At 33.7% G+C, this 24,288-nt stretch carries 18 protein-coding genes and 1 tRNA gene; 11 read left to right on the forward strand and 8 right to left on the reverse strand.

Features of this window, described 5'->3' with window-relative positions:
• Positions 1–198: 198 nt before the first annotated feature.
• The 3 genes from kduI to JM658_RS01330 are packed head-to-tail and all read left to right on the forward strand — an operon-like array spanning position 199 to position 3,007.
• Entirely contained in the window at positions 199–1,032 is an 834-nt protein-coding gene (gene kduI, locus JM658_RS01320) for a 5-dehydro-4-deoxy-D-glucuronate isomerase (RefSeq protein WP_236957425.1), read from the forward strand.
• Positions 1,033–1,827 carry a gluconate 5-dehydrogenase gene (locus JM658_RS01325; RefSeq protein ID WP_236957426.1) on the forward strand — a complete coding sequence of 265 codons (795 nt, stop codon included), beginning with the start codon at positions 1,033–1,035 and terminating at the stop codon, positions 1,825–1,827.
• Positions 1,828–1,834: 7 nt separating this feature from the next.
• A complete protein-coding gene (locus tag JM658_RS01330; RefSeq protein ID WP_236957427.1) occupies positions 1,835–3,007 on the forward strand; it encodes a DUF4861 domain-containing protein in 1,173 nt (390 codons plus the stop codon).
• Between the two features lie 128 nt (positions 3,008–3,135).
• On the opposite strand, the gene JM658_RS01335 is transcribed toward JM658_RS01330, so the two are convergent.
• Both JM658_RS01335 and JM658_RS01340 read right to left on the reverse strand, forming a co-directional pair.
• Positions 3,136–4,146, reverse strand: a complete 1,011-nt coding sequence (locus tag JM658_RS01335) for an LLM class flavin-dependent oxidoreductase (protein ID WP_236957428.1) — start codon at positions 4,144–4,146, stop codon at positions 3,136–3,138.
• A gap of 82 nt (positions 4,147–4,228) precedes the next feature.
• Entirely contained in the window at positions 4,229–6,766 is a 2,538-nt protein-coding gene (locus JM658_RS01340) for a zinc-dependent metalloprotease (protein WP_236957429.1), read from the reverse strand.
• A gap of 229 nt (positions 6,767–6,995) precedes the next feature.
• Here JM658_RS01340 and JM658_RS01345 point away from each other — a divergent pair, with 229 nt between their 5' ends.
• On the forward strand, positions 6,996–7,991 hold the full coding sequence (locus JM658_RS01345) for a DUF4421 family protein (RefSeq protein ID WP_236957430.1): 996 nt from the start codon (positions 6,996–6,998) through the stop codon (positions 7,989–7,991).
• A gap of 64 nt (positions 7,992–8,055) precedes the next feature.
• Here the strand turns inward: JM658_RS01345 and JM658_RS01350 are convergent, their stop codons facing one another.
• Entirely contained in the window at positions 8,056–8,664 is a 609-nt protein-coding gene (locus JM658_RS01350) for a superoxide dismutase (protein WP_236957431.1), read from the reverse strand.
• A 117-nt stretch (positions 8,665–8,781) separates the two neighbouring features.
• On the opposite strand from JM658_RS01350, the gene JM658_RS01355 reads away from it, so the two are divergent.
• The 5 genes from JM658_RS01355 (at position 8,782) to JM658_RS01375 (ending at position 18,312) form a co-directional block, all read left to right on the forward strand.
• Positions 8,782–11,910 carry a UvrD-helicase domain-containing protein gene (locus JM658_RS01355; RefSeq protein ID WP_236957432.1) on the forward strand — a complete coding sequence of 1,043 codons (3,129 nt, stop codon included), beginning with the start codon at positions 8,782–8,784 and terminating at the stop codon, positions 11,908–11,910.
• Between the two features lie 38 nt (positions 11,911–11,948).
• Positions 11,949–13,142: a glycine C-acetyltransferase gene (gene kbl / locus JM658_RS01360; RefSeq protein ID WP_236957433.1), complete on the forward strand. Its 1,194-nt coding sequence runs from the start codon at positions 11,949–11,951 to the stop codon at positions 13,140–13,142.
• A 109-nt stretch (positions 13,143–13,251) separates the two neighbouring features.
• A complete protein-coding gene (locus JM658_RS01365; RefSeq protein WP_236957434.1) occupies positions 13,252–14,601 on the forward strand; it encodes an OmpA family protein in 1,350 nt (449 codons plus the stop codon).
• Positions 14,602–14,711: 110 nt separating this feature from the next.
• Positions 14,712–17,477 carry a PD-(D/E)XK nuclease family protein gene (locus JM658_RS01370; protein ID WP_236957435.1) on the forward strand — a complete coding sequence of 922 codons (2,766 nt, stop codon included), beginning with the start codon at positions 14,712–14,714 and terminating at the stop codon, positions 17,475–17,477.
• Positions 17,467–18,312: an alpha/beta hydrolase family protein gene (locus JM658_RS01375; protein WP_236957436.1), complete on the forward strand. Its 846-nt coding sequence runs from the start codon at positions 17,467–17,469 to the stop codon at positions 18,310–18,312. The genes JM658_RS01370 and JM658_RS01375 overlap by 11 nt, the downstream gene beginning before the upstream one ends.
• 2 nt (positions 18,313–18,314) lie before the next feature.
• Here the strand turns inward: JM658_RS01375 and JM658_RS01380 are convergent, their stop codons facing one another.
• The 3 genes from JM658_RS01380 to JM658_RS01390 all read right to left on the reverse strand — a co-directional run bounded on the left by JM658_RS01380 (position 18,315) and on the right by JM658_RS01390 (position 20,082).
• The gene (locus JM658_RS01380) at positions 18,315–19,028 is read right to left on the reverse strand and encodes an SDR family oxidoreductase (protein WP_236957437.1); all 714 of its coding nucleotides are present in this window, start codon (positions 19,026–19,028) and stop codon (positions 18,315–18,317) included.
• A 169-nt stretch (positions 19,029–19,197) separates the two neighbouring features.
• Positions 19,198–19,271, reverse strand: a tRNA-Ala gene (locus tag JM658_RS01385).
• Between the two features lie 16 nt (positions 19,272–19,287).
• A complete protein-coding gene (locus tag JM658_RS01390) occupies positions 19,288–20,082 on the reverse strand; it encodes a universal stress protein (protein ID WP_236957438.1) in 795 nt (264 codons plus the stop codon).
• A 113-nt stretch (positions 20,083–20,195) separates the two neighbouring features.
• On the opposite strand from JM658_RS01390, the gene JM658_RS01395 reads away from it, so the two are divergent.
• A complete protein-coding gene (locus JM658_RS01395; RefSeq protein WP_236957439.1) occupies positions 20,196–21,533 on the forward strand; it encodes an MATE family efflux transporter in 1,338 nt (445 codons plus the stop codon).
• 107 nt (positions 21,534–21,640) lie between these two features.
• Positions 21,641–22,408 (forward strand): enoyl-CoA hydratase/isomerase family protein, encoded by a 768-nt coding sequence (locus JM658_RS01400; RefSeq protein WP_236957440.1) that lies wholly within the window; start codon positions 21,641–21,643, stop codon positions 22,406–22,408.
• Here JM658_RS01400 and JM658_RS01405 read toward each other — a convergent pair.
• Together JM658_RS01405 and JM658_RS01410 are read right to left on the reverse strand one after the other, a co-directional pair.
• A complete protein-coding gene (locus JM658_RS01405; protein ID WP_236957441.1) occupies positions 22,398–22,745 on the reverse strand; it encodes a hypothetical protein in 348 nt (115 codons plus the stop codon). The two genes, JM658_RS01400 and JM658_RS01405, sit on opposite strands and share 11 nt — an antisense overlap.
• Before the next feature lie 127 nt (positions 22,746–22,872).
• Positions 22,873–24,051 (reverse strand): acyl-CoA dehydrogenase family protein, encoded by a 1,179-nt coding sequence (locus JM658_RS01410; protein ID WP_236957442.1) that lies wholly within the window; start codon positions 24,049–24,051, stop codon positions 22,873–22,875.
• Positions 24,052–24,288 lie beyond the last annotated feature (237 nt).

Genomic DNA, 24,288 nt, shown 5'->3' on the forward strand with positions numbered 1-24,288 from the left:
AAATATGTTTAACAACACAAATTAAAGCGAATTTCATATAAATCAGAGAATTTAATTGACAAAAATGAAAAAAACATCGGTTTTAGGATAAAATTAAGAATTCAGTATCACAAACTTATGTCATTTAATTGCAATCGATTGTATATTTTTTTATATTTGTTTTTATACGTTAAGAAATAAATTATAAAAAATTGAATAATGATTTATAGCAAAAGATATGCTTCTAGTCCTAATGAAGTTAAGCAGATGGACACCACGCAATTAAGAGATACTTTCTTAATTAACGATCTAATGAAGGAGAATGAGATTAGTTTAACATATTCTCACTATGACAGATATATAGCAGGATCAGCAGTTCCTAAAAAAGAATTGAAATTAGAAACTGTAGATTTATTAAAGTCTGAATATTTTCTTGAAAGAAGAGAATTAGGAATTATAAATGTTGGAGAAAAGGGAGAGGTTTCTGTAGATGGTGAAGTATACACGCTAGAACATAAAGAAGCTTTATATGTAGGTAGAGGAAAGAAAGATGTTGTGTTTAAAAGTAGCGATGCTAACAATCCCGCTAAATTCTATTTCAATTCTGCACCTGCACATAAAGAGCTACCAACTAAAAAGGTTGGAATGCAAGAAGCTAATAAATTAGAATTAGGTTCTTTAGAAACTGCAAATCACCGTACTGTTAACCAATTGATAATTGGAGGTATTGTAGAAACTTGCCAGTTACAAATGGGGCTTACAGAACTTAAACCTGGAAGCGTTTGGAACACTATGCCAGCACACGTTCACGATAGAAGAATGGAGGTTTACTTTTATTTAGATATTCCTGAAGAACAAGCTGTTTGTCATTTCATGGGTGAGCCACAAGAAACTAGACACGTATGGATGCACAACCATCAAGCAATAATTTCACCGCCTTGGTCTATCCACTCTGGTTCTGGAACTTCAAATTACAGCTTTATTTGGGGTATGGCCGGAGAAAATTTAGATTATGCTGATATGGATGTTGCAAAAATTAAAGAATTAAGATAGATGAGCTTATCGTTATTTAACTTAGAAGGAAAAGTTGCATTAATAACTGGTGCTACCCACGGATTGGGTATGGCAATGGCAATGCAGCTTGGAAAAGCAGGAGCTACTATTGTTATAAATGGTAACTCTTCACAGCAAAAAATAGATGATGCTATTAAAGAGTATCAAAACGAGAAAATAAAAGTTTTTGGTTATAAATTTGACGTTACAAATGAAGCCGATGTAACTAAAGCAATCTCTTCCATTGAAAAAGAAGTGGGCGCTATTGATATCCTTGTGAACAATGCGGGTATTATTAAGAGAATCCCATTAGAAACAATGGAAGTAGAGGATTTTAGAGAGGTTATCGATGTAGATCTTGTTGCCCCTTTTATTGTATCGAAACATGTTGTAAAAGGAATGATAGAGAGAAAAAGCGGTAAAATTATCAATATCTGCTCTATGATGACAGAGCTTGGTAGAAACACTGTTGGTGCCTATGCAGCTGCCAAAGGAGGTTTAAAAATGCTGACTAAAAACATGGCTACAGAATGGGCTAAACATAACATCCAAGTTAATGGGATTGGACCTGGTTATTTTGCAACTTCGCAAACGGCTCCGATTCGTGTTGATGGACATCCGTTTAATGATTTTATAATCAATAGAACTCCTGCTGCAAAATGGGGAGCTCCAGAAGATCTTGGTGGAGCAGCTATATTTTTAGCGTCTCAGGCTAGTAATTTTGTAAACGGACACATTTTATATGTTGATGGTGGAATTTTAGCTACAATAGGAAAACCTGCTAACGAAAACTAAACCAACCATGAAAACTTTAATATATTCCCTTACTATATTAGCAGTCATTCTTTCTTCATGCAGTGAAGAGCAAAACATAATTACTGTAGAAAATAAGCTTGCTATCAACAGAACGAACGAAACTGTCGAGGTAAGACTTAGCGATTTGAAGCAAAATGCTACCAACGGAGTTAATAACTGGAGAATTCGTGATATTGAAGAAGGTAAAGAAGTTACTTCTCAATTAATAGACGAAGATAATGATGGTAAATGGGATCTAATTATATTCCAGCCTTCAATAGAAGCTTCTTCAAAAAAGGAGTTTCAGATTTACCCAGTAACAGAAGAAGTAAGTAAAGATACTACCTCGTTTTGCTATTCTCGTTTTGTGCCAGAACGTACAGATGATTATGCATGGGAAAATAATAAAGTTGCATTTAGAACTTACGGTCCTGTTGCTCAAAAAATGGTAGAAGATAGCGTTCCTGGAGGTACACTTTCTAGCGGAATGGACGCTTGGCTTAAGCGTGTTGACTACCCTATCATTAACAAATGGTATAAAAAGACCGTTACTGGCAAAGGGTCTTACCATAAAGACACTGGTGAAGGTTTAGATAATTTCCATGTTGGAAAAAGTCGTGGGATTGGTGGAATAGCTAAAAAAGTAGATACCACTTACTACCTTTCTAAAAATTTCTCTTCTTGGAAAACGATTACCAATGGCCCAATTAGAACAAGTTTTGTTTTAACTTATATAGATTGGGACGCAGACGGAAATGTTATTTCAGAAGAAAAGCATATTTCTCTAGATTATGGTCAAAATCTATCAAGATTTGAACTCCACATTGATGGTGTAAACTCTATTTCAACAGGAATTACACTTCATCAACAGAAGGGAGTTACGAATACCAATAAAGAAGAGGGATGGATGAGCTATTGGGAACCACATGAAGATTCAGAATTGGGTCTTGGTGTTGTTACTGATAGAGATAATATTATCGAGTTTGAAAAATATATCACCCCTAAAAAAGACGAAAGCAATCTTTATGCTGAGTTAAATCTTAAGCAAGGAAAAGTTGTTTATTATGCTGGCTTTGGATGGAAAAAGAGCAAACAATTTGAAAATCAAAAAGAATGGGAAGCCTATCTTTCTGACTTTTCTAAAAAACTTCAGAGTCCATTATTAGTTTCTTTGAATTAAGAAAAGCTAGTTAAATATATAAATTGAACAAAAAACTTGGGCAGTGCCCAAGTTTTTTGTGTTATAAAACCCACAGCTAAAGAAAAGTGGATCAGCAATAATACTTCCTGAAGGATAAAGGAATAACATTAGTTACCTTTAAAAACTTCGCTTAATATCTCATATGATTTCAAACGCGCCTGATGGTCATAAATATGAGAAACAGCTATAATTTCTTTCACTCCTGTACTCTCTACAAACTTAGAAAGCTCCGTATTGATTGTATCTTTAGAGCCAATAAATGTAAAATACATCATATTTTTTATGATCGCTTCTTGCTCCATTGTCCAAACACCTTCCATAGAATCAATAGGCGCTGGTAATGGTCTACGCGTATTGGTAATTATTCCCATTGCAAATTGATACAAACTTGTAGCCAAACGCTCTGCTTCTTCATCTGTTTCTGCAGCAATAACATTTACACAAGCCATAGGATATGGTGTTTTATTTTCTTCAGAAGCCTTAAAACCTTCTGCATATAAATCGAGTGCATTAAATAGTTGTGCAGGTGCAAAGTGACTCGCAAACGCATAAGGAAGTCCTTTTTCAGCAGCTAATTGCGCACTAAAAGTACTCGACCCTAATAAATAAATAGGAATATCTAACCCTTCTCCAGGAATGGCACGCACTTTAGAATGCTGATTTTCTGAAGAGAAAAACTGTTGCAATTCTTCAATATCCTTAGGGAAATCTTGAACACTCTCTTGCTTTCCTCGTCTTAGCGCTTGGGCAGTAAGCTGATCTGTTCCTGGCGCTCTTCCTAAGCCCAAATCTATTCTATTAGGATATAAAGTTGCCAATGTTCCAAACTGCTCAGCAACAATAAGCGGCGCATGATTTGGTAACATTACCCCACCAGAACCAATCCGTATCGAAGAAGTTCCTTGAGCCAAATATCCTAATAAAACCACCGTAGCTGAACTTACAAGGCTTTCCATATTATGATGCTCGGAAACCCAAAATCTATGATAGCCATATTTTTCGGTATGCTGTGCTAAATCTAAACTATTTTCCATTGCTTGAATAGGAGTATTCCCTTGAGCAACGGGAACTAAATCGAGTACAGAAAATTTTGTGTCTTGTAATATATTTTTAGTCATTTAATAATCAATTTTTTATTTCAAAGCGTATTATAAATGGTCGATAAATCTATTATTACTTACAAATAACACCTTACATTCCTTAATTTGTAATCGGTCGAAAGGTACGCTCCATAGATTTTGTATCCCCTACAACGTCTTCTATCTGTTTTAATAAATACTGAAGATGTGCTCTAGAAACTTTATCAGACACACTTGGCAAAAGGTTATTAATCCTTCTTTCAAGATTTATCAAATTGTTTAAAGCTAGCGACCGAATATCTGTATTCGATGTCTTTTCTTCTGAAAGTTTTGCCATTAACCCCGCCAACGGTCCTTGCGCCTCTTCAGGCTTATACAAGGCAATCATATCCGACACATAGGTTTTCTGAAGTTTACGCTCATAATCATTAGGATTATAAAACATATCCAAATCGCTCCAAATATAACTACTAACATCATTTAGATATTCTTCTGGTGTATATGGATCATTAAAATTATACCTATCAGCAATAAAAGAAATTCTACTCATTCTACTACCTCCCAAAAGTGTCATCATAAGACTTTCCATCATTTCGGTTGTAGGACTTTTAGCATTCGGCTCTTCTATTTTATTTAAAATTTCATCATTTAACAGCCATGTAGGTTCATTAAAAACATACTTATTGATAAATAACAGTGCCTCCTTTTGCTTCGCTTTAGAAACAGGCCTGTACACATCCCCATCTTCAATATTAGATTTTGGAGTAACATAAATTCCTCCTATGTTTTTTACTACATGGAATAAATAATTACTGTATTGTTTTACCACATCGTTATATATTTCATCCAAATCGTTATAATTCCCTCCAGACTCCCCTTTTGTCCATTGAATTAAATCTGGAACTACCCGCTTTAAGTTTTCAATTCCGTAGAAAGAAGCTACCATTGCATTATCACCTAAATCTTCAGTTTGAGAACGAGGATCAAAATCGCGTCCTTCGCCACCAAACCAAAGTCTAGAATTCTTAGAAATACTATCGATCACCATTGCGTTCAATTTCTCATTTTCCTCTTCTGAAGAAAGGCTGTCTTTAAACTGGGAATATCCCCATTGAATTGCCCATTTATCGTAATCTCCAATTCTTGGCATTAAATTTTCAACGGAAATACTATCCTCTGGCTGTGCTACATAATTAAAACGAGCATAATCCATAATAGAACTTGTGTGTCCGTTTTTAGTTAGCCAATCGTTGTCTCTTAATCGCTCAACGGGAGTTGCATAACTAGCACCCATATTATGACGAAGCCCAAGCGTATGCCCAACTTCGTGTGAAGACACAAAACGGATAAGCTCTCCCATCAACTCATCATCGAAAGTCATTTTTCTAGCTCTTTCATCGACAGCTCCTGCCTGAATTAAGTACCAATTATGAAGTAAACTCATTAGATTATGATACCAACCCATATGACTTTCTAATATTTCTCCACTTCGAGGGTCTATAATATTGGGTCCGTATGCATTTTTTGAAGGAGAAGCAAAATATCGCAAAACTGAAAACCGAGCATCTTCCAAACTCATGGAGTCATTTCCCACAGGCCACTCTTTCCCTACAATGGCATTTTTAAAACCAGCCTGTTCAAATGCTTCTTGCCAATCGTTAATTCCCTGAATAAGATAAGGACGCCATTTTTTAGGGGTTGCAGGGTCTATATAATAAACTATTTTCTTTTTAGGTTCTACTAATTCGCCACGATTCCATTTTTCAAAATCTTCGGGTTTTGGTTCTAAGCGCCAACGATGTATGTATACATTTTTATCAACCTTCTGTTGATCATCACCGTATAAAAGATACGAGCTAGCAAAATATCCAACCCGAGGATCGTAAAATCGCTTCTTCATAGGCTCTTTCGGTAATAAAATAAATGAATTATTCAACTCTAAAGTAACAACTCCAGATAATGCCGCTGCGGGCAAACTTTTTTTATCATTGTGTGAAACACTAGCATTGTAGGTCTTAACCGTTTTTACCTCAGTATTTATAGGGTAGCTATTTATTGCAGAGATATAAGACCTGTCTTTTTCTAATGAAGTAAGATTGTAGATTTCCTTCTGACCAGAACTCAATGCCAAAAGATTATTTTCACTATTTATAAAATCTGTAACGTTAATAACAGACGTAGAATTATCCTTATTTCGTGCTTTTACATCAAAAGCTTCCAAAATTGGAGTGACATTAGAGTTATTTACAGCCTTAGCAATAGCATCTTCTTCATTAGCCTGACTGACAAATGTAGAAACTCTAAGAAATATTTTATTTGCAGGGCCTTTTTCAAAGAAAATAGTTTTTTCACCTATTTCTTCACCACCATAATTCCCAGCGCCTCCAGGAGTTTTTATAAATCGAGTTACTACCAATATCTCACGATTTAGCAAACTATCTGGAATCTCGAAATAATAATCTTCGTTTACTTTATGAACTATAAAGAGCCCCTTCTTAGTTTCTGAATCCTCCGGAATCACTTCATCATAAGGAGCAGTTGGCTCGAATGACATTCCTTTTGCATCAGAAGATTGAGATCCTTTTTGAGATCCACAGGAAACAAAAAACATCGTCATAAGAACAAAGTATATACTTTTTTGAAAAATATGCTTTTTCATATATAATGCATTCAAATTAAAAAATAAATATGTAATAAAAATATTACATAACTGCATTACAATATCTTGTAGGTAATTATAGGTATCTTAAAGATATAAAAATTGAAATAAATACTTCTTATTGATTAGGAATGAGTTAACACTTAAAGTACAAGCTTAACAGATTATTAGGAAACTAAGTTATTGTTCGATAACTTTACTATAACCAACTCATCTAATTTTAGTTTTTGTGAAATTAAAATATTCACTTTTATCAATCCTATTTCTTGGTCTTGCTTACGGACTAAAGGCACAAGAAAAAAAACTAGACACTATTTCTACAGAAACTGGAAACATCACTAAGTACCCCGATAAAATAACACTTCGCTTAGGTCTTACGAACGATAGTAATTCATACCAATTAACAGATCCATCTGACGATTTTTCTATTACTATTGGTCCAAATCAACGATTGCGCTCTAATATTTCATTGCTTTTTCGCTTTATAGAGATAAACGTTGGTTACACCCCTGCATTCTTAAAGTTTAATGATGATGACGATGAAAATGGAAAAACAACATATTTTAATTTAGGAACTCGCTTCTATTACAAAAAATGGATGCAAAATCTTGAATACAGCAAGACAAAAGGATTTTATGTAGATGTAAGTGATCTAAATATTGGTGAAGAAAATGTGATTTTCCCTGATTTTAAAGTAACAAGAATTGGCGGAAACACATCTTATATTTTCAATGAAAATTTTTCTTTCAGAACTATTTTCAAACAAAACGAATGGCAAAAAAGTAGCGCTGGTAGCTTCGTGCCTACGCTGAGTTATTATTATTCTGAAATTTCTAACGAGTCATCAAGTAAAGACAAGGTTTTTGATATAACTATTGGACCATCTTACTTTTACAATTGGGTTATAAACAAACGGTTTATTGTTACATCTGGTTTGCTTTTAGGGATTGGCTATAGTCACACTTCATCAAAATCTAATAATGAAAAAACAACGTCTGACGGGTTAAATTATCAAGCAGATTTAACGCTTGGTTTAGGATATAATATAGCAAACTTCTTTACCGGAATAAACATCAATTCTCAATCTTTTAATCACAATACTGATGGTGATTACAAATTATCTGATCAACATGCGTATGCAGAATTTCATATTGGTTATCGTTTTAATGCACCTAAAAAAGTACTCGATAAAATGAATCAGCTTCAGAAAAAAGTAGGGCTATAAAAAAACAGCTACTCCAAAAATGGAATAGCTGTCTTTATTATTTTATAAGAATTATGCTAGCTTATTATTTCTTAGCTGCATATAATTCTGCTACTTTATCCCAATTAATTACATAAAAAAATGCAGAGATATAATCAGGACGTTTGTTTTGGTAGTTTAAGTAATAAGCGTGCTCCCAAACATCCAATCCTAAAATTGGATCTCCACCACAACCAACACCTGGCATAAGTGAGTTGTCTTGGTTTGGAGTAGAACAAACTTCTACTTTTCCTCCTTTATGAACACATAACCATGCCCATCCTGAACCAAATCTTGTTCCTGCAGCAGTTGTAAAAGCTTCTTTAAATTTATCGAAAGAACCAAAAGCTGCATCAATTGCCGCTGCTAATTCTCCTGTTGGTTTTCCTCCTCCGTTTGGAGACATTACTTCCCAAAAAAGACTGTGGTTAAAGAAACCACCTCCGTTATTTCTAACAGCTCCATTGTCCATATCAAGATTTTTAAGGATCTCTTCGATAGATTTTCCTTCTAAATCTGTACCTTCAATAGCAGCATTTAATTTTGATGTATATCCTTGGTGATGCTTCGTATGGTGAATTTCCATAGTTCTTGCATCAATATGTGGTTCTAAAGCGTCGTATGCGTACGGTAATTTTGGTAAATCAAAAGCCATTTTTATCTTTTTTTAGTTAATATTATTCGTTCTCCAAATTTAATAAAAAGCTATCGAAAACATGGTAATTATTTGTTAATAACTCATAGAGTTTCCCTATTTTGCAATAAACTTTTTATGTTGAATTCTGCGCCTTTTCAAATATATAATGCTTCAGCTGGTTCGGGTAAAACCTTTACCCTTGTAAAAAAATACCTAAATATTCTTTTAGGATCTAAAAATCTTCATGCCTTCAAACACGTATTAGCCATTACATTTACCAATAAAGCAGTGAATGAAATGAAAGAACGTGTGCTTACAAGTCTTCATGCTTTTTCAGAAGAAAGTATTTTAAACAACCCAACACCTCTTTTTAATATTATTGCTGAAGAACTCTCTATTTCTCATGAAGAATTACACCTTCGAGCAAAAAGAGTACTTACCAAAATCCTTCATAATTACGCATTTTTTGATATCGTTACAATTGATAAGTTCAACCATCGATTGTTAAGAACCTTTGCTTTTGATCTTAAACTTCCTACAAATTTCGAAGTCTCTTTAGACGAAAAAACGCTAATTAATGAAGCTGTAGACAACTTAATTTATCAGGCAGGAGAAGATAAAATACTTACAGAAATACTTATAGATTTCGCTTTAGAAAAAACTGATAATGATAAAAGTTGGGACGTTGCTAGAGATCTTAAAGAGATTGCAAAACTACTTTCCAAAGAAGAATATATAGAACACATTAAACTTTTGGAAGGTAAGAGTCTTGAAGATTTTAAAAATCTAGGCAAGCAGCTAAAAGAAATGATAAATCAGCAAGAAGAAGATATCACAACTATAGCTACTTCGCTCTTAGAAACTTTTACTGAAAAAGGACTTGAAATAACAGATTTTACTGGAAAATATCTTCCTGGCTTTTTACAAAAAATTGTATCTAAAAGCTACACATCAATAAAATTCAATGCAAAGTGGCAGGAAAAAATAGCAACCGATCCTTTGTACCCAAAAAGAGTGAATTTAGGAACTGCCACTACTATAGATAATTTACAACCGCGCATTGCAGAAGACTTTCAAAATATAAAAACTGGATTTTTCCGATTAGAGTTTCTAAATAATTTTTATAAAAATTTAGTTCCATTATCACTCTTAAGCGCCATTAATGCAGAGCTTATCAAAATTAAAGAAGAACGAAACCTCCTATTGATTTCGGAATTCAATAGGCTTATTTCTTCCGCAATTGCAAATCAGCCTGCACCTTTTATTTATGAGCGAATAGGAGAAAAATACAAGCATTATTTTATAGATGAGTTTCAAGATACATCTACCATGCAGTGGCAAAATATACAACCCCTCGTTTCTAATGCTTTAGAAGCAGAATTGCCAAGTGGTAAAACAGGTAGTTTGATGATTGTGGGAGATGCGAAACAAGCTATTTATCGCTGGCGTGGAGGTAAGGCAGAGCAATTTATAGATCTTTATAACGAAGAGAATCCTTTTCACGCTGATAAAGAGGTTACGTCTTTACCTACAAACTACCGGAGTTATGACGAAATTGTTAAGTTTAACAATCAATTTTTTCAACATATTTCTCAATTTCTAAATAATGACACTTATAAAGATCTTTTCGAAAAGCATAGTTTTCAGAAGCAGAATAATAAGCCTGGAGGTTATGTGAATTTTAATTTTATAGATCCGAAAGAGAATAAAGAAAGTGAAGACAACCTCTATTGTATAGCCACTTTAGATGCTATAAAAGATGCTTTAGATAAAGGTTTTACATATAACGATATAAGTATTTTAACTCGCTCAAAAGCGCAAGGAACAACCATTGCAGATTACCTTTCTGAAAATGATATCCCAATAATCTCTTCGGAATCTTTATTGCTGAAAAACGATAAGAAAATTGCTTTTTTGATTGATTTAATCATCTATTTCAATCAACCCGAAGACAAAGAAATCCATTTGAATATACTGCGATTCTTAGCTGAAAAAAATAAAGTTGAGGAGCTACATAGCTTTTATGAAAAGTACATCTCGAATTTAGAATTAGTTTTTGAAGAACAAGACTTTAAACCAAATTACTTTCTACAATTACCGTTTTACAATGCTGTAGAATATGCTATTAATGCATTTAATCTGGCTGAAGAATCGGAAGCTTATTTACAATTTTTCTTAGATGAAATTTTAGCTTTTTCACAAAACAACAATGACAGTTTGAGTAGCTTTTTAGCCTTTTGGGAACTTAAAAAAGACGCTTTAAGCATCGTTGCACCTCAATCTTCAGACGCGGTACAATTAATGACAATTCACAAGTCTAAAGGCTTAGAGTTTTCTGTGGTTGTCTATCCGTTTGCAAATACTAATATTTATAACGACAGAGATTTTAAGATGTGGTTTCCTGTAGAAAAAGACCTGTTTGGAGTCGACTATGCATTATTCAGCAAAAAAAGTGCAATCGAAAACATTAACGAAACAGGAAAAGCACTGGTAAGCGATTATGATCAAAAACAAGAGCTAGATCAATTAAATATCTTATATGTAGCGCTTACAAGGGCTGTAGAGCAACTTTATATAATTTGTAAAAGAGACATTTCTGCAGGGGGCGTAGAGAATGTGAAGACTTTTGCAGGACTCTTTATAAACTTCCTTAAATCTGAAGATTTATGGAAAGACACCCAAGATAATTACAGCCTTGGAAACCATCAGAGATCGTCTGAAGGTAAAAGTAAGAATACAGAACTATCTCAAACAATTCCTTTCATCAGTAATTCATCTTTTGGAAACTCTTTTGAACTGATTACAAAAAGTGGATCGCTATGGGATACTAAACAAAAAACGGCTATAGACAAAGGGAATATTTACCACTATTTACTTTCAAAAATATTCTACAAAGAAGACATTCAATTTACTGTTGATGAAGCGGTAGCAAATGGCCTGATTGAAAAAGAAGAGAGTGGTACATTTAAGCAATATCTTACAGATTTAACAGAAGAATCTAGCTTAAAAAAGTATTATACTCGAGCCTATAAAATATATAATGAAAGAGAAATTATTACTTCAGAAGGAACTTTTCTAAGACCAGATAGATTTGTAGAAAAGGATAATAAAGTAACAATAATAGACTATAAAACAGGAGGATTTTCAGACAAATATAAAAATCAAATTAACGGCTACGCAAATGCCTTAGCGCAAGTAGGCTATGAAGTAGAAGAAAAATTATTAGTATTTATAAATGATAATATCGAGATAATAAAGGTATAATTAACCTAAACCTTTAACTTTGCAAAAAACAACAGAACATGTACGGGAAAATAAAAGAACATTTAGAAAAAGAATTAGTAGAAATTAAAGAAGCTGGTCTTTATAAAAAGGAGCGAATTATCACTTCACAACAAGGAGCAGAAATCACTATTAACACAGGTGAAACAGTTCTTAATTTTTGCGCCAATAACTATCTTGGTTTATCTTCTCATCCTGAGGTAATACAAGCCGCTAAAGACACTTTAGACTCTCATGGTTTCGGGATGTCATCAGTACGTTTTATTTGTGGAACTCAAGACATACATAAAGAATTAGAAGAGAAAATAGCCGACTTTTACGGAACTGAAGATACTATATTATACGCTGCAGCTTTTGACGCTAATGGAGGTGTATTTGAGCCGTTATTAACTGCGGAAGATGCTATTATTTCTGATTCATTAAACCACGCATCTATTATTGATGGCGTAAGACTTTGTAAATCTAAGCGTTACCGCTATCAGAATAGCGATATGGCAGATTTAGAGAAGCAATTACAGCAAGCAAATGAAGACGGAGCACGTTTTAAAATCATCGTTACAGATGGTGTTTTTTCCATGGATGGGTTGGTAGCTCCTCTTGATAAAATTTGTGATCTAGCTGATAAATATGATGCATTGGTAATGATAGACGAATGCCATGCAACGGGGTTCATTGGAGAAACTGGAAGAGGTACGCTAGAAGAAAAAGGAGTGATGGATAGAATAGACATCATTACAGGAACACTTGGTAAAGCACTTGGTGGAGCTATGGGTGGTTATACTACCGGAAAAAAAGAAATTATAGAAATTTTACGTCAGCGCTCACGTCCGTATTTATTCTCAAATTCTTTAGCTCCAAATATTGTTGGCGCATCGATTAAAGTTTTTGACATGTTAACTAAAAGTACCACCCTTAGAGATCAGTTACAAGAAAACACTGCATATTTCAAAAATGGGATGAAAAAAGCAGGTTTCGACATCATCGATGGAGACTCTGCAATAGTGCCAGTTATGCTCTATGATGCCAAATTATCGCAGAAAATGGCCGAAGAGCTGCTTGAGAAAGGTATCTACGTTATAGGTTTTTTCTTTCCCGTTGTACCTAAAGAAAAAGCAAGAATTAGAGTGCAATTATCGGCTGCGCACACCCGAGAACACTTGGATAAGGCAATAAATGCATTTACCGAAGTTGGTAAGGATCTAGGGGTCATTTAGGGGACCTCTCTTTTTATTTTAACTAAAAAAATATATATTTGTTTTTGTTAATAAATCATAACAACTTACATTTGTCTTTAAATTAACACTTAAAATTAAATAATTGAACATGAAACATCTTAGCAAATTACTAGTTGCTGCTTTCCTTTTTGTAGGGATTAGCAACATGAATGCTCAAGACCAGAACAATCCATGGCAAATCGCTTTTGGGGTAAACGCAGTTGATGCATACCCAACAAATTCTGATAGACCATATGCTTCAGAATCTTGGTTCGACGAGTATTTTAACGCAAGTGATCACTGGAACATTCTACCTTCTATTTCTTACGTATCTGTTTCTAAATACGTAGGTAGTGGAATATCTTTAGGAGTTCGTGGATCATTAAACAAAATTGAAAACCTTGGAGATATGTCAGTTGATGATTTATCTTACTACGGAGTTGACGGTACTATTAAGTACAACTTCATTCAGGGTCACGTAATCGATCCTTTCATCGAGATTGGTGGGGGTTACACTTGGTTAGACGAAATCGGAGCTGGTACTCTTAATGGGGGTGTTGGTATGAACATCTGGTTTACTGAAAACTTAGGTCTTACTTTACAAACAGGTTACAAACATGTTTTCGAAGACTACTCTACTCCTCACTTCCAGCACTTAGCTGGTCTTGCTATCAAATTTGGTGGTACTGACTCTGACGGAGATGGTGTATATGACAAAGATGATGCTTGTCCAGAAGTACCTGGTTTAAAAGCTTTCAACGGTTGTCCTGATTCTGATGGAGATGGTATCGAAGATTCTAAAGATGCTTGTCCAAACGAAGCTGGTACTGCTGCTATGAACGGTTGTCCTGATTCTGATGGAGACGGTGTAGCTGATCCTCAAGATGAGTGTCCAAATACTCCAGGTCTTAAAGAATTAGCTGGTTGTCCAGATTCTGACGGAGATGGTGTAGCTGACAAAGATGACAAATGTCCTGAAGTTGCAGGTCCTGCTGCTACAAACGGTTGTCCAGATAAAGATGGTGACGGTGTACTTGACAAAGATGACAAGTGTCCTGAAACTCCTGGAACTGTAGCTAACGACGGATGTCCTGAGTTATCTGCTGAAGTTCAGAAAGCATTAAATAACTATGCTAAAACTATCTTATTTGATACTGGTAAATCTACTATCAAACCTCAGTCTAAACAAGTATTAGCTGATATCATTGGAATTCTTAATGAGTATCCAAATGCTAAATTTACTGTAGATGGTCACACAGATAGTACTGGTAGTGATTCTCTTAACCAAAGACTTTCTGAGTCTAGAGCACTTTCTGTTAAAGAATACTTAGTATCTAACGGAATTGACGGATTCAGATTATCTTCTGCTGGTTACGGTGAAACTAAGCCAATCGCTTCGAATTCTACTAGAGATGGTAGAGCTCAAAACAGAAGAGTTGAGATTAATTTAGTTAAGTAATTAACTAAATTAGTTCAAAACATATAATGAAAACGCTCCGAATATTCGGAGCGTTTTTTTAATTATAATACTTTATATTTTGGTAATTTAGTGGAAGAAAATTACTTTCCATGAAATCATTCCTAGCTCAAGTAGCTTTAGAGATATATACTAAACATAAGGAACAATTACCATCCCTTACCATTATACTTCCCAGCAAAAGGGCTGTTACATTCTTAAAAAATGAGCTCTTAAATATTGTAGAGAAAACTACCATTGCTCCAAACATTATTAGCATTGAAGAGTTTGTACAGCAGCTAGCAAATCTTAAATTAGCTTCTAATATTCAGCTTTCGTTTGAGTTTTATGAGGTTTATAAAAAAATCACGCCAGAAAATCAACAGGAAGATTTTTATTCATTTACATCTTGGTCTCAAACCATATTACAAGATTTTAATGAAATAGATCGATATTTAATAGATACAGAAACTTTCTTTTCTCACCTTTTCAATATTAAAGAATTAGATCAATTCCATTGGACCAATGCAGAAGAGAAAACAGAACTCCAAAAAAACTATCTTAAGTTTTGGGAGAAATTAGACCTCTATTACAAAACTTTCAACAAGCATTTAGTAGATAAAGGAATTGGATATCAGGGAATGATATACCGCGAAGCAAATGATAATATAGAATCATTCATTGAAAATCACCAAGAGATAGAGCATGTTTTCATCGGTTTTAATGCACTAAATAATGCTGAAAAGAATATTATTCAATCTTTTCTAAAAAAGACGAATGCAGATGTTTTTTGGGATATTGATAAAGTATTCTTAGAAAATACAGAACACGATGCTGGTTTATTCCTCAGGGATTACAAACAGAATTGGCCTCATTTCATCGAAAACGAATTTAAAATAACAAGCAATCACTTTTCAGAAGAAAAAAATATCAAGATAATAGGAGTCCCTAAAAATGTAGGACAAGCTAAATATGTTGGAGCTATTTTAGAGAATCTTAAAGGTGCTATAAAAAATACGGCAATTGTACTAGGAAATGAAAACCTATTAGCTCCAGTTTTAAATAGCATTCCACCAGAAATTCAGAAAGCTAATATTACAAGTGGTTTTCCTTTAAACCTATCTCCATTTGCTTCTTTTTTTGAAACATTACTGGATGTGTGGGACAAAACAAACGATCAATTATGGCATTATCAAGATGTGATAAACATACTCTCAAACCCAATAAGTAATTCACTTCTAGAAAACATTAGCAAGGAAAGCATTGAATTAATTGAGAAGATTAAAAAGGAAAATCTTATATACATCAATCAAAATTCTTTAAATGAATTAAACCAAAAAGAAGCAAATCTATTCCTAGATAAAAAAGGAATTTCTATAAATACAGTAATTGAAAACTGTATTTCTATAATTTTATCCTTGAAGGCAACATATACCAGCGATGAACAAAGAAATCCATTATTTCTTGAATACCTTTATCGCTTTTATGAAGTTTTTAATCAGCTAAAGACTTTCAACAATGAATATAAATCGATTACAGGGATTAAAACCCTAAAAAAAATATATGTAGAACTACTTGCTAGTGAAACAGTAGATTTTAAAGGAGAACCGCTACAAGGATTGCAGATAATGGGAATGCTAGAAAGTAGAAATTTAGATTTCGAAACGGTTATACTAACTTCAGTTAATGAAGGCATTCTTCCCGCAGGAAAAACAAACAGTTCATTTATTCCTTTTGATTTAAAAACTGCATTCGGATTACCTACTTATAAAGAAAAAGATGCCATTTATTCGTACCACTTTTATAGGTTATTACAAAGAGCAAAAAACATATATCTTATTTACAATACAGAGCCTGATGCGTTGGAAGGCGGAGAGAAAAGTAGACTTTTGCAACAACTAACTATGCTTAAAGAGCCTAAGCATACTATTACAGAAACTATTGCTAGTCCAACCATAAAAAATGACAGAACAACATTAGCAACTATCAATAAAAGCGCAGCGGTTATAAATAAATTAAAGGAAGTTGCTGTAAAAGGGTTTTCACCAACTTCATTAAGTAACTATGTTCGAAATCCATTAGATTTTTACACACAGTCTGTTTTAGGAATAAGGCAAGTTGAAGAGGTCGAAGAGACGATAGCAGCAAATACGTTGGGAACCATTGTTCATGATACTTTGGAGTTTTTCTACAAGCCATTAGAAGGTAAAATAGTTACACTAGAAGACACCAAGAAAATGCGTAAAGATCTCGATAAACAAGTTGGGATTCACTTTTCCAAATCATATACAGAAACAAAATCATTAAGAGGTAAAAATTTAATTTCTTATTATGTTGCCAAAAGATATATTGAGAATTTTCTAACTTTTGAAGAGCAAAGAATAAAAAAAGGAGCTATTGTAAAAATAATTAAAATTGAGAGTAATCTTAAAACGGAGCTCCACATAAAAGAATTGAATTTCCCCATTTTTATAAAAGGGAAAGTAGATCGTGTAGAGGAAGTGGATGGAGTTATCAATATTATAGATTACAAAACAGGAAAAGTAGAACAAAAAGATGTTGAAATTATAGATTGGGAATGTTTAACTGAGGATTACAAATACAGCAAAGCATTTCAAATTCTTTGTTATGCATACATGATGCAAAAAAATAGTATTTATAATGAATTTCAAGGCGGTATCATTTCTTTTAAAAACATAAGAGGCGGCATTTTAAAGTTTACTAAAAAAGACGGTCCAGGCAGTAAAGCAACTAAAACACTTAAAATTAATACTGAAATTAAAAATGCTTTTCTAGAGCAATTAAACAACTTAGTGTTAGAAATATTCAATAAAGAAATTCCATTTCAGGAAAAAGAAATCCAAACACATGCATATTAACAGAAACATAGTATTAGAAGGTAAACACAAAAGACCAATTCTAGTAGACACATATTGCAACAAAGAGATTAATGGGCAACCAATTGTAATTTTTTGTCACGGCTATAAAGGATTTAAAGACTGGGGATATTGGGATTTAGTCGCTAAAGAATTTGCAAATAACGGCATATGCTTTGTTAAGTTTAATTTCTCTCACAATGGAGGTACCGTGAAACAGCCAATAGATTTTCCAGATTTGGAAGCATTCGCACTAAATAATTTCACAATAGAATTAGACGACTTAGAAACCGTTATCGATTGGATAATAAGTAGTAATAATGAACTCTCAGAAAAAATAAATACTTCTGATATTACATTAATAGGTCATTCTCGTGGCGGTGGTATTGTAACAATAAAAGCTGCTGAAGATAAGAAAATTACTAAATTAATTACATGGGCCAGTGTTAGCGATTTTAAAGCTCGATTTGCAGATGAAAAAGCACGCGCATATTGGAAGGAACAAGGTGTTATTTACATTGAAAATAGTAGAACTAAACAGCAACTGCCTCATTATTATCAGTTCTATGAAGACTTCATCAAAAATGAAGAACGTTTTACAATAAAAAATTCAGCAGAAAATATTGATATCCCCTTTTTAATTATACACGGCACAAAAGATCCTACTGTAGATTTAAGAGAAGGAGAAGCTTTGCATAATTGGGGCTCAAAAAGCAAATTATTAGTAATTGATGAAGCTGATCATGTTTTTGGAGGAAAACATCCTTGGGAAGAAAAAAAGCTCCCACAACACATGAAACAGATTGTAGAAGCTTCGATAAATTTTATTGTTAAATAAAATTATTTTTTATCTGGACGCGTTGGTCGCACTTCAATTTTACTAGGCAACGTTCTTGGATTCATTTTTAATAAATCTAATACTAATTGTCCGATATCTTCAGGCTGTATTTTCCAAGCGTCATCTTTAGATGGAGTATGGTCGTTAAAGTGAGAAGCAACAGAGCCAGGCATAATAGTTGACACTTTGATATCATACTTTCTAAGGTCTAGCATGGCAGCTTGTGTAAATCCTACAACGCCAAATTTAGTAGCATTATAACCAGCAGCTGTTGGAAAGAAATTTGTACCCGCCAAACTTGCTAATGTTATATAATAACCAGAAGATTTTTTTAAAGCCTCTACAGACGCTTTTAACGTATGAAAAACACCGTTTAAATTTGTATTTATCATTTGATGCCATGCATCGTCTTCTAACTCATCAATTGGAGCAAAATGACCAACACCTGCATTTGCAAGAACTACATCTAACTGCCCCCACTTATCCAAAATACTTTTTACAGCATCTTTTTCGTCTTGAATTTTAGTGACGTCAGAAGATAAACCAAGCACTAAATTACTATCACTACTTAAATTGGAAGCTGCCTTTTCTGCATCTTCTAATTTACGACCGCTAATAGCCACTTTCATACCTGCTTTTACAAGCTCTTCTGCAACTCCGTATCCTATTCCTTTTGTTCCACCTGTTATATAGGCTACTTTTCCTTTTAAATCCATTTGTTTAATTTTTATATAAAGATAAAAGCTAGGAAATAGAGTAAAAAACAAGCTACGTTATTCTTTTCTTAAAAGAACAACTTTGTCTGTAAGCTAAAAGACATTTTATAAAACATAGTTTTAACAAACAAAAAAACGCAATCACTATTAAAAATGATTACGTTTTATGTGGAGCATATCGGAGTCGAACCGACGACCTCTACACTGCCAGTGTAGCGCTCTAGCCAGCTGAGCTAATGCCCCTATAAATAATTAAACACTACTTCTTTACACTTAGAATTAAAAGCGGGATTGTACATCTAAATTCTCGCTTTAAAATTATATTTTTTTCCCAAAGCTTAGCAAAAAATCCTCGTTTCCTTCTAAACACTACTAATATCTCTGGTTTATGTTCTTGGAAATGCTCCAAAACTCCTTCAAACGTAGTCGTATTCTCTGTAACCTTCACATCGTCACTAAGAGATTTAAGTGTACTATCAACTTGTAAATCTTCTTCAACGTAACTAGGTGTTTTAACTAAGAGCAAGTTCAAACTTAACTTAAACTTCTCTTTAAAAGCCACCAATGGATCCAATATCGACGGACGTTTTACGATCCCAGATTTAAATGCAACAAGACCTGTATTATAATCTTTAAAAGTATTTCCCTCAGGAACTATTAGAGTAGGGATATCTGTTTGCTTAACAATTTTTCCGGTAGTCTTTCCTAAGAAAACTTCTTCACGAATATCTGTACTCCTAGGTTCCATAATTAGCAAATCTATTCCATATTGCTTATCCACAGCTTTTATACCATCTAAAACCTCTCCATTATATGCGGTGATCGTAATAGAAACTCCCTTTTTATCAACCTTACTTACAACTTCCTCTAATTGCTCTGTAGTAGTTTTTGCAACTACTTGCTCGACATTTGCAATAGAACCTGCTTTGTTAAAAAATGTGTATGCTTGCATAAGATAAATCTTACTATCAAAAAACTTAGCAAAATCTATAGCATACTGCAAAGTATTTGTAGTATTGGCGGATGTCCCTATTGGAACCAAAATATTTTTCATATGGTATGGTGTTTAAAGAATGATTGATAAAATGCTTTCTTACTTTTGCGCTTAAATTTACATAAAAATATTTTCTCGTCGATTTTTAAGGCTAAAATTGGCATTATTCTATTATGAAAGAAGCTAAAATTAACTTTAAAGAAATTAATCAACTAGCCATTCCAGCAATTATTGCAGGAATTGCTGAGCCTCTAATTTCTCTAACAGACATAGCTATTATCGGTAACGTGGAAAAAAATCCAGTTGAAGCCTTAGCGGCAGCAGGAATAGTAGGCTCATTTCTCTCTGCAATAATCTGGATTGTAGCGCAGACAAAAACAGCTATTTCTGCAATAGTTTCTCAACATTATGGGGCAAATAGACTGCATGCTGTTAAAACATTAGTTCCTCAAGCTTTAGCATTTAATTTTCTTTTCAGTTTAATAATTTACTTTGGAACTGCATGGGTGGCAGAAAGTATCTTCAGTCTATATAATGCTGAAGGACTTATTTTACAATATACAGCCGATTATTACCAAATTAGAGCACTTGGATATCCACTTACACTAGTAACATTCGGGATTTTTGGTGTTTTTAGAGGTATGCAAAATACGCTCTGGGCTATGGCATGTAGCTTAACTGGAGCCGCAGTAAATATTATTTTAGATTATGTTTTGGTGTATGGAATTGATGGAATAATTCCCGCTATGCATCTTAAAGGTGCCGCATACGCCAGTGTTATTGCACAGCTAGTAATGCTTATAATGGCAGTCTTTTTTTACATTTATAACACCCCCTTTAACTTTAAGATAAGCACTAATATAAATCCACAAATGAAAAAGCTCTTATTAATGAGTGCTAATTTATTTGTGAGAACAGCAGCTCTAAATTTCGCCATTTATCTTGCAAACAGTTATGCTACAGACTATGGAAAAAATTATATTGCTGCACAAAGTATCTTAATGAACATATGGCTTTTCTTTTCTTTTTTTATTGATGGGTATGCTAATGCAGGAAATGCCATTTCAGGAAGGTTATTAGGTTCCAAAGATTACAAGCGCTTATGGTATTTAAGTATCGATATTTGTAAATATGCTATTATAATCTCCCTAATTTTGATGGTAATCTGTGGATTATTTTATGACGAAATAGGTCGTCTTTTCAACAAAGAAGAAGCCGTTTTAGGTCTTTTTTCATCGGTATTTTGGATTGTATTAATCATGCAACCTGTTAATGCAGTTGCTTTTATGTTCGACGGGATATTTAAAGGGTTAGGCGAGGCTAGCTACCTTAGAAATGTTCTTTTAGCAGCTACTTTCCTTGGGTTCACTCCAACGCTATTTTTATTAGATTCCTTTGATTATAAATTATACGCTATTTGGATTGCTTTCTTTGTTTGGATGCTTATTCGATCTTCAGCACTAGTAATTAAATTCAGAAGAAAATATGTTAATGAATCTACTCCCAAATGATTTAACTAAAAATAAATAACCATTAAAAACAGATTTAAAATCTACTCAAGAAGCAAAAGAGACTTAGATTTCTTAAATTTGGAAAACACCTTTTATATATTATCAATATGGGCACAGATAGAATTGACGGAAGTTTATACACTAAAATTGAAAATAATATTGCTATCCTAGAATTTGGGCATCCTGCAAGCAATTCTTTCCCTTCAATACTTTTGAAAAGACTTACTGATGAAATAAATTCGTTATCTGAAAATGAAGAAGTTCACCTGATTGTATTAAAGAGTGAAGGTGAAAAAGCATTTTGCGCTGGAGCTTCATTTGATGAACTTATTACTATTGAAAACAATGAACAAGGAAAGGCTTTTTTTAGCGGCTTTGGAAATGTTATCAATGCCATGCGAAAATGTAGTAAACTAATTATTGGTCGCATTCAAGGAAAAACTGTAGGAGGTGGTGTTGGACTTATTGCAGCATGTGATTATGCTATTGCAACAGAAGCAGCAGCTATTAAATTATCCGAATTTACTATTGGTATTGGCCCTTTTGTAATTGCTCCTGCGATAGAGCGTAAAATGGGAATAGCCGCTTTGGCAGAATTAACAATTGCAGCTACCGAATGGAAAAATGCTTATTGGGCTAAAGAAAAAGGGTTGTATGCCAAAGTATATGAAACTCTTACCGAAGTAGATGATGAAATCAATACTCTAACGAACAAATTAGCGGGATACAACCCAGAATCGTTATATGCCATGAAAAAGGCATTATGGGAAAATACCAAAAGCTGGGATTCGCTCTTAGAAGAAAGAGCTAAAACATCAGGAAAATTGGTATTATCTGACTTTACTAAGAAAGCATTAGAGAAATTTAAAAAATAAGCTCTTCGCTATCAATAGCTTTTGTGACATTTGCTTTAATAGTTGGAAAACTAGTAAAAAACTTACGTCCATCTTTTCTTTTTAAAACTGCAAGTTGCTCTCCATCTGCATTTGTATTAATTTCAGTTACTACAACTTCATTGTTATAAACAGATTTGTAGTTTGGTACTCCACCTCTTTTTATAATAATATTCTTTCTAGGTAAATCAATGTGGTTGTAAGTACTTTCAGAAATACTATTAATTGTTAGAACATCTCCAACGTTAACCTCTTTATCTTGTGCTTGGACAGCAAACACAAAAAATGAGAATACTGCAAAAAACAATCTCTTTTTCATATCTATTTTGTTTAATTGTTATTATACTCTAATTATATTAACAAATATACAAAATATTATGATTTTGATAAATAGCGAAATTCATAAAAAAATGCTAAAATCGAGGCTCTTAAAGACAGAGAATCAACTACTTAAAAGCTTGTTCTCCCGTGATATCCGCCCCAGTTATTAGTAGATGAATATCATGGGTTCCTTCATAGGTTATAACGCTCTCTAAATTCATCATATGACGCATGATGCTATACTCACCACTAATCCCCATAGCTCCTAGCACTTGCCGAGCTTCCCTTGCTATATTTAGAGCCATGTTAACATTATTACGTTTTGCCATAGAAATTTGAGCAGAAGTAGCTTTTCCTTCATTTTTAAGTTGGCCTAAACGAAGTGCTAGCAATTGTGCTTTTGTAATTTCTGTAATCATTTCAGCTAACTTTTTTTGCTGAAGTTGTGTAGAAGCGATAGGCTTTCCAAATTGAATTCGTTCTTTAGAATACCTCAACGCAGTATCATAACAATCCATAGCTGCACCAATTGCGCCCCAAGCGATTCCGTATCTAGCAGAATCTAAACAGCCCAGAGAAGCTCCAAGTCCACTTTTACCAGGCAATATATTTTCTTTAGGCACTTTTACATTATCAAAAATCAATTCTCCTGTAGCAGAAGCCCTAAGCGACCATTTATTATGAGTCTCTGGCGTTGAGAATCCATCCATACCTCTTTCTACAATGAGGCCATGGATACGCCCCTCTTCATTTTTTGCCCAAACTACGGCAATGTCTGCAAATGGGGCATTTGAAATCCAAAGTTTTGCTCCGTTTAAAATATAATGATCCCCAGCATCCTTAAATTTAGTCTCCATTCCTCCAGGATTAGAGCCATGATTAGGTTCTGTAAGTCCAAAACATCCCATAAACTCTCCTGACGCTAATTTTGGAAGGTACTTTTTACGCTGTGCTTCCGATCCATACTTCCAAATAGGGTACATAACTAAAGAGGATTGCACAGATGCTGTAGAACGAACACCGCTATCTCCTCTTTCTATTTCTTGCATGATAAGACCATAACTAATCTGATCTAAACCTGCACCTCCATATTCCTCGGGAATATAAGGGCCAAATGCTCCTATCTCTGCGAGTCCCTTTATAATTTGTTTTGGAAATTCTGCTCTTTGAGCATAGTCTTCAATTATTGGAGAAACTTCCTTTTTAACCCAACTACGCGCAGCGTCACGCACTAATTTATGTTCTTCGGAAAGTAAATCATCTATATTATAATAATCAGGTGCTTCGAAAAGGTCTGGTTTCATGGTTAACTTTTATGAATTGTTTTACTCAAATATAACCAAAGAAATATAACATATCAACGATGTATTGTTATATTTTACCCGTTTATTAAGTGAAGTATGAAGTTAATAGTTGTTTTACTGGTAATCGAGATTTAAAACTGCCTTATGATTCTGTAGAGTACATTTAGTATTTAATGTAATTACCTAGAAATTTTGTTGTTAATAGTGGGTTGTTTTCTATTTTCAGAAGGAAAATAA

This window comes from Joostella atrarenae (assembly GCF_021764745.1).
In the GTDB taxonomy this organism is placed as follows: Bacteria; Bacteroidota; Bacteroidia; order Flavobacteriales; family Flavobacteriaceae; genus Galbibacter; species Galbibacter atrarenae.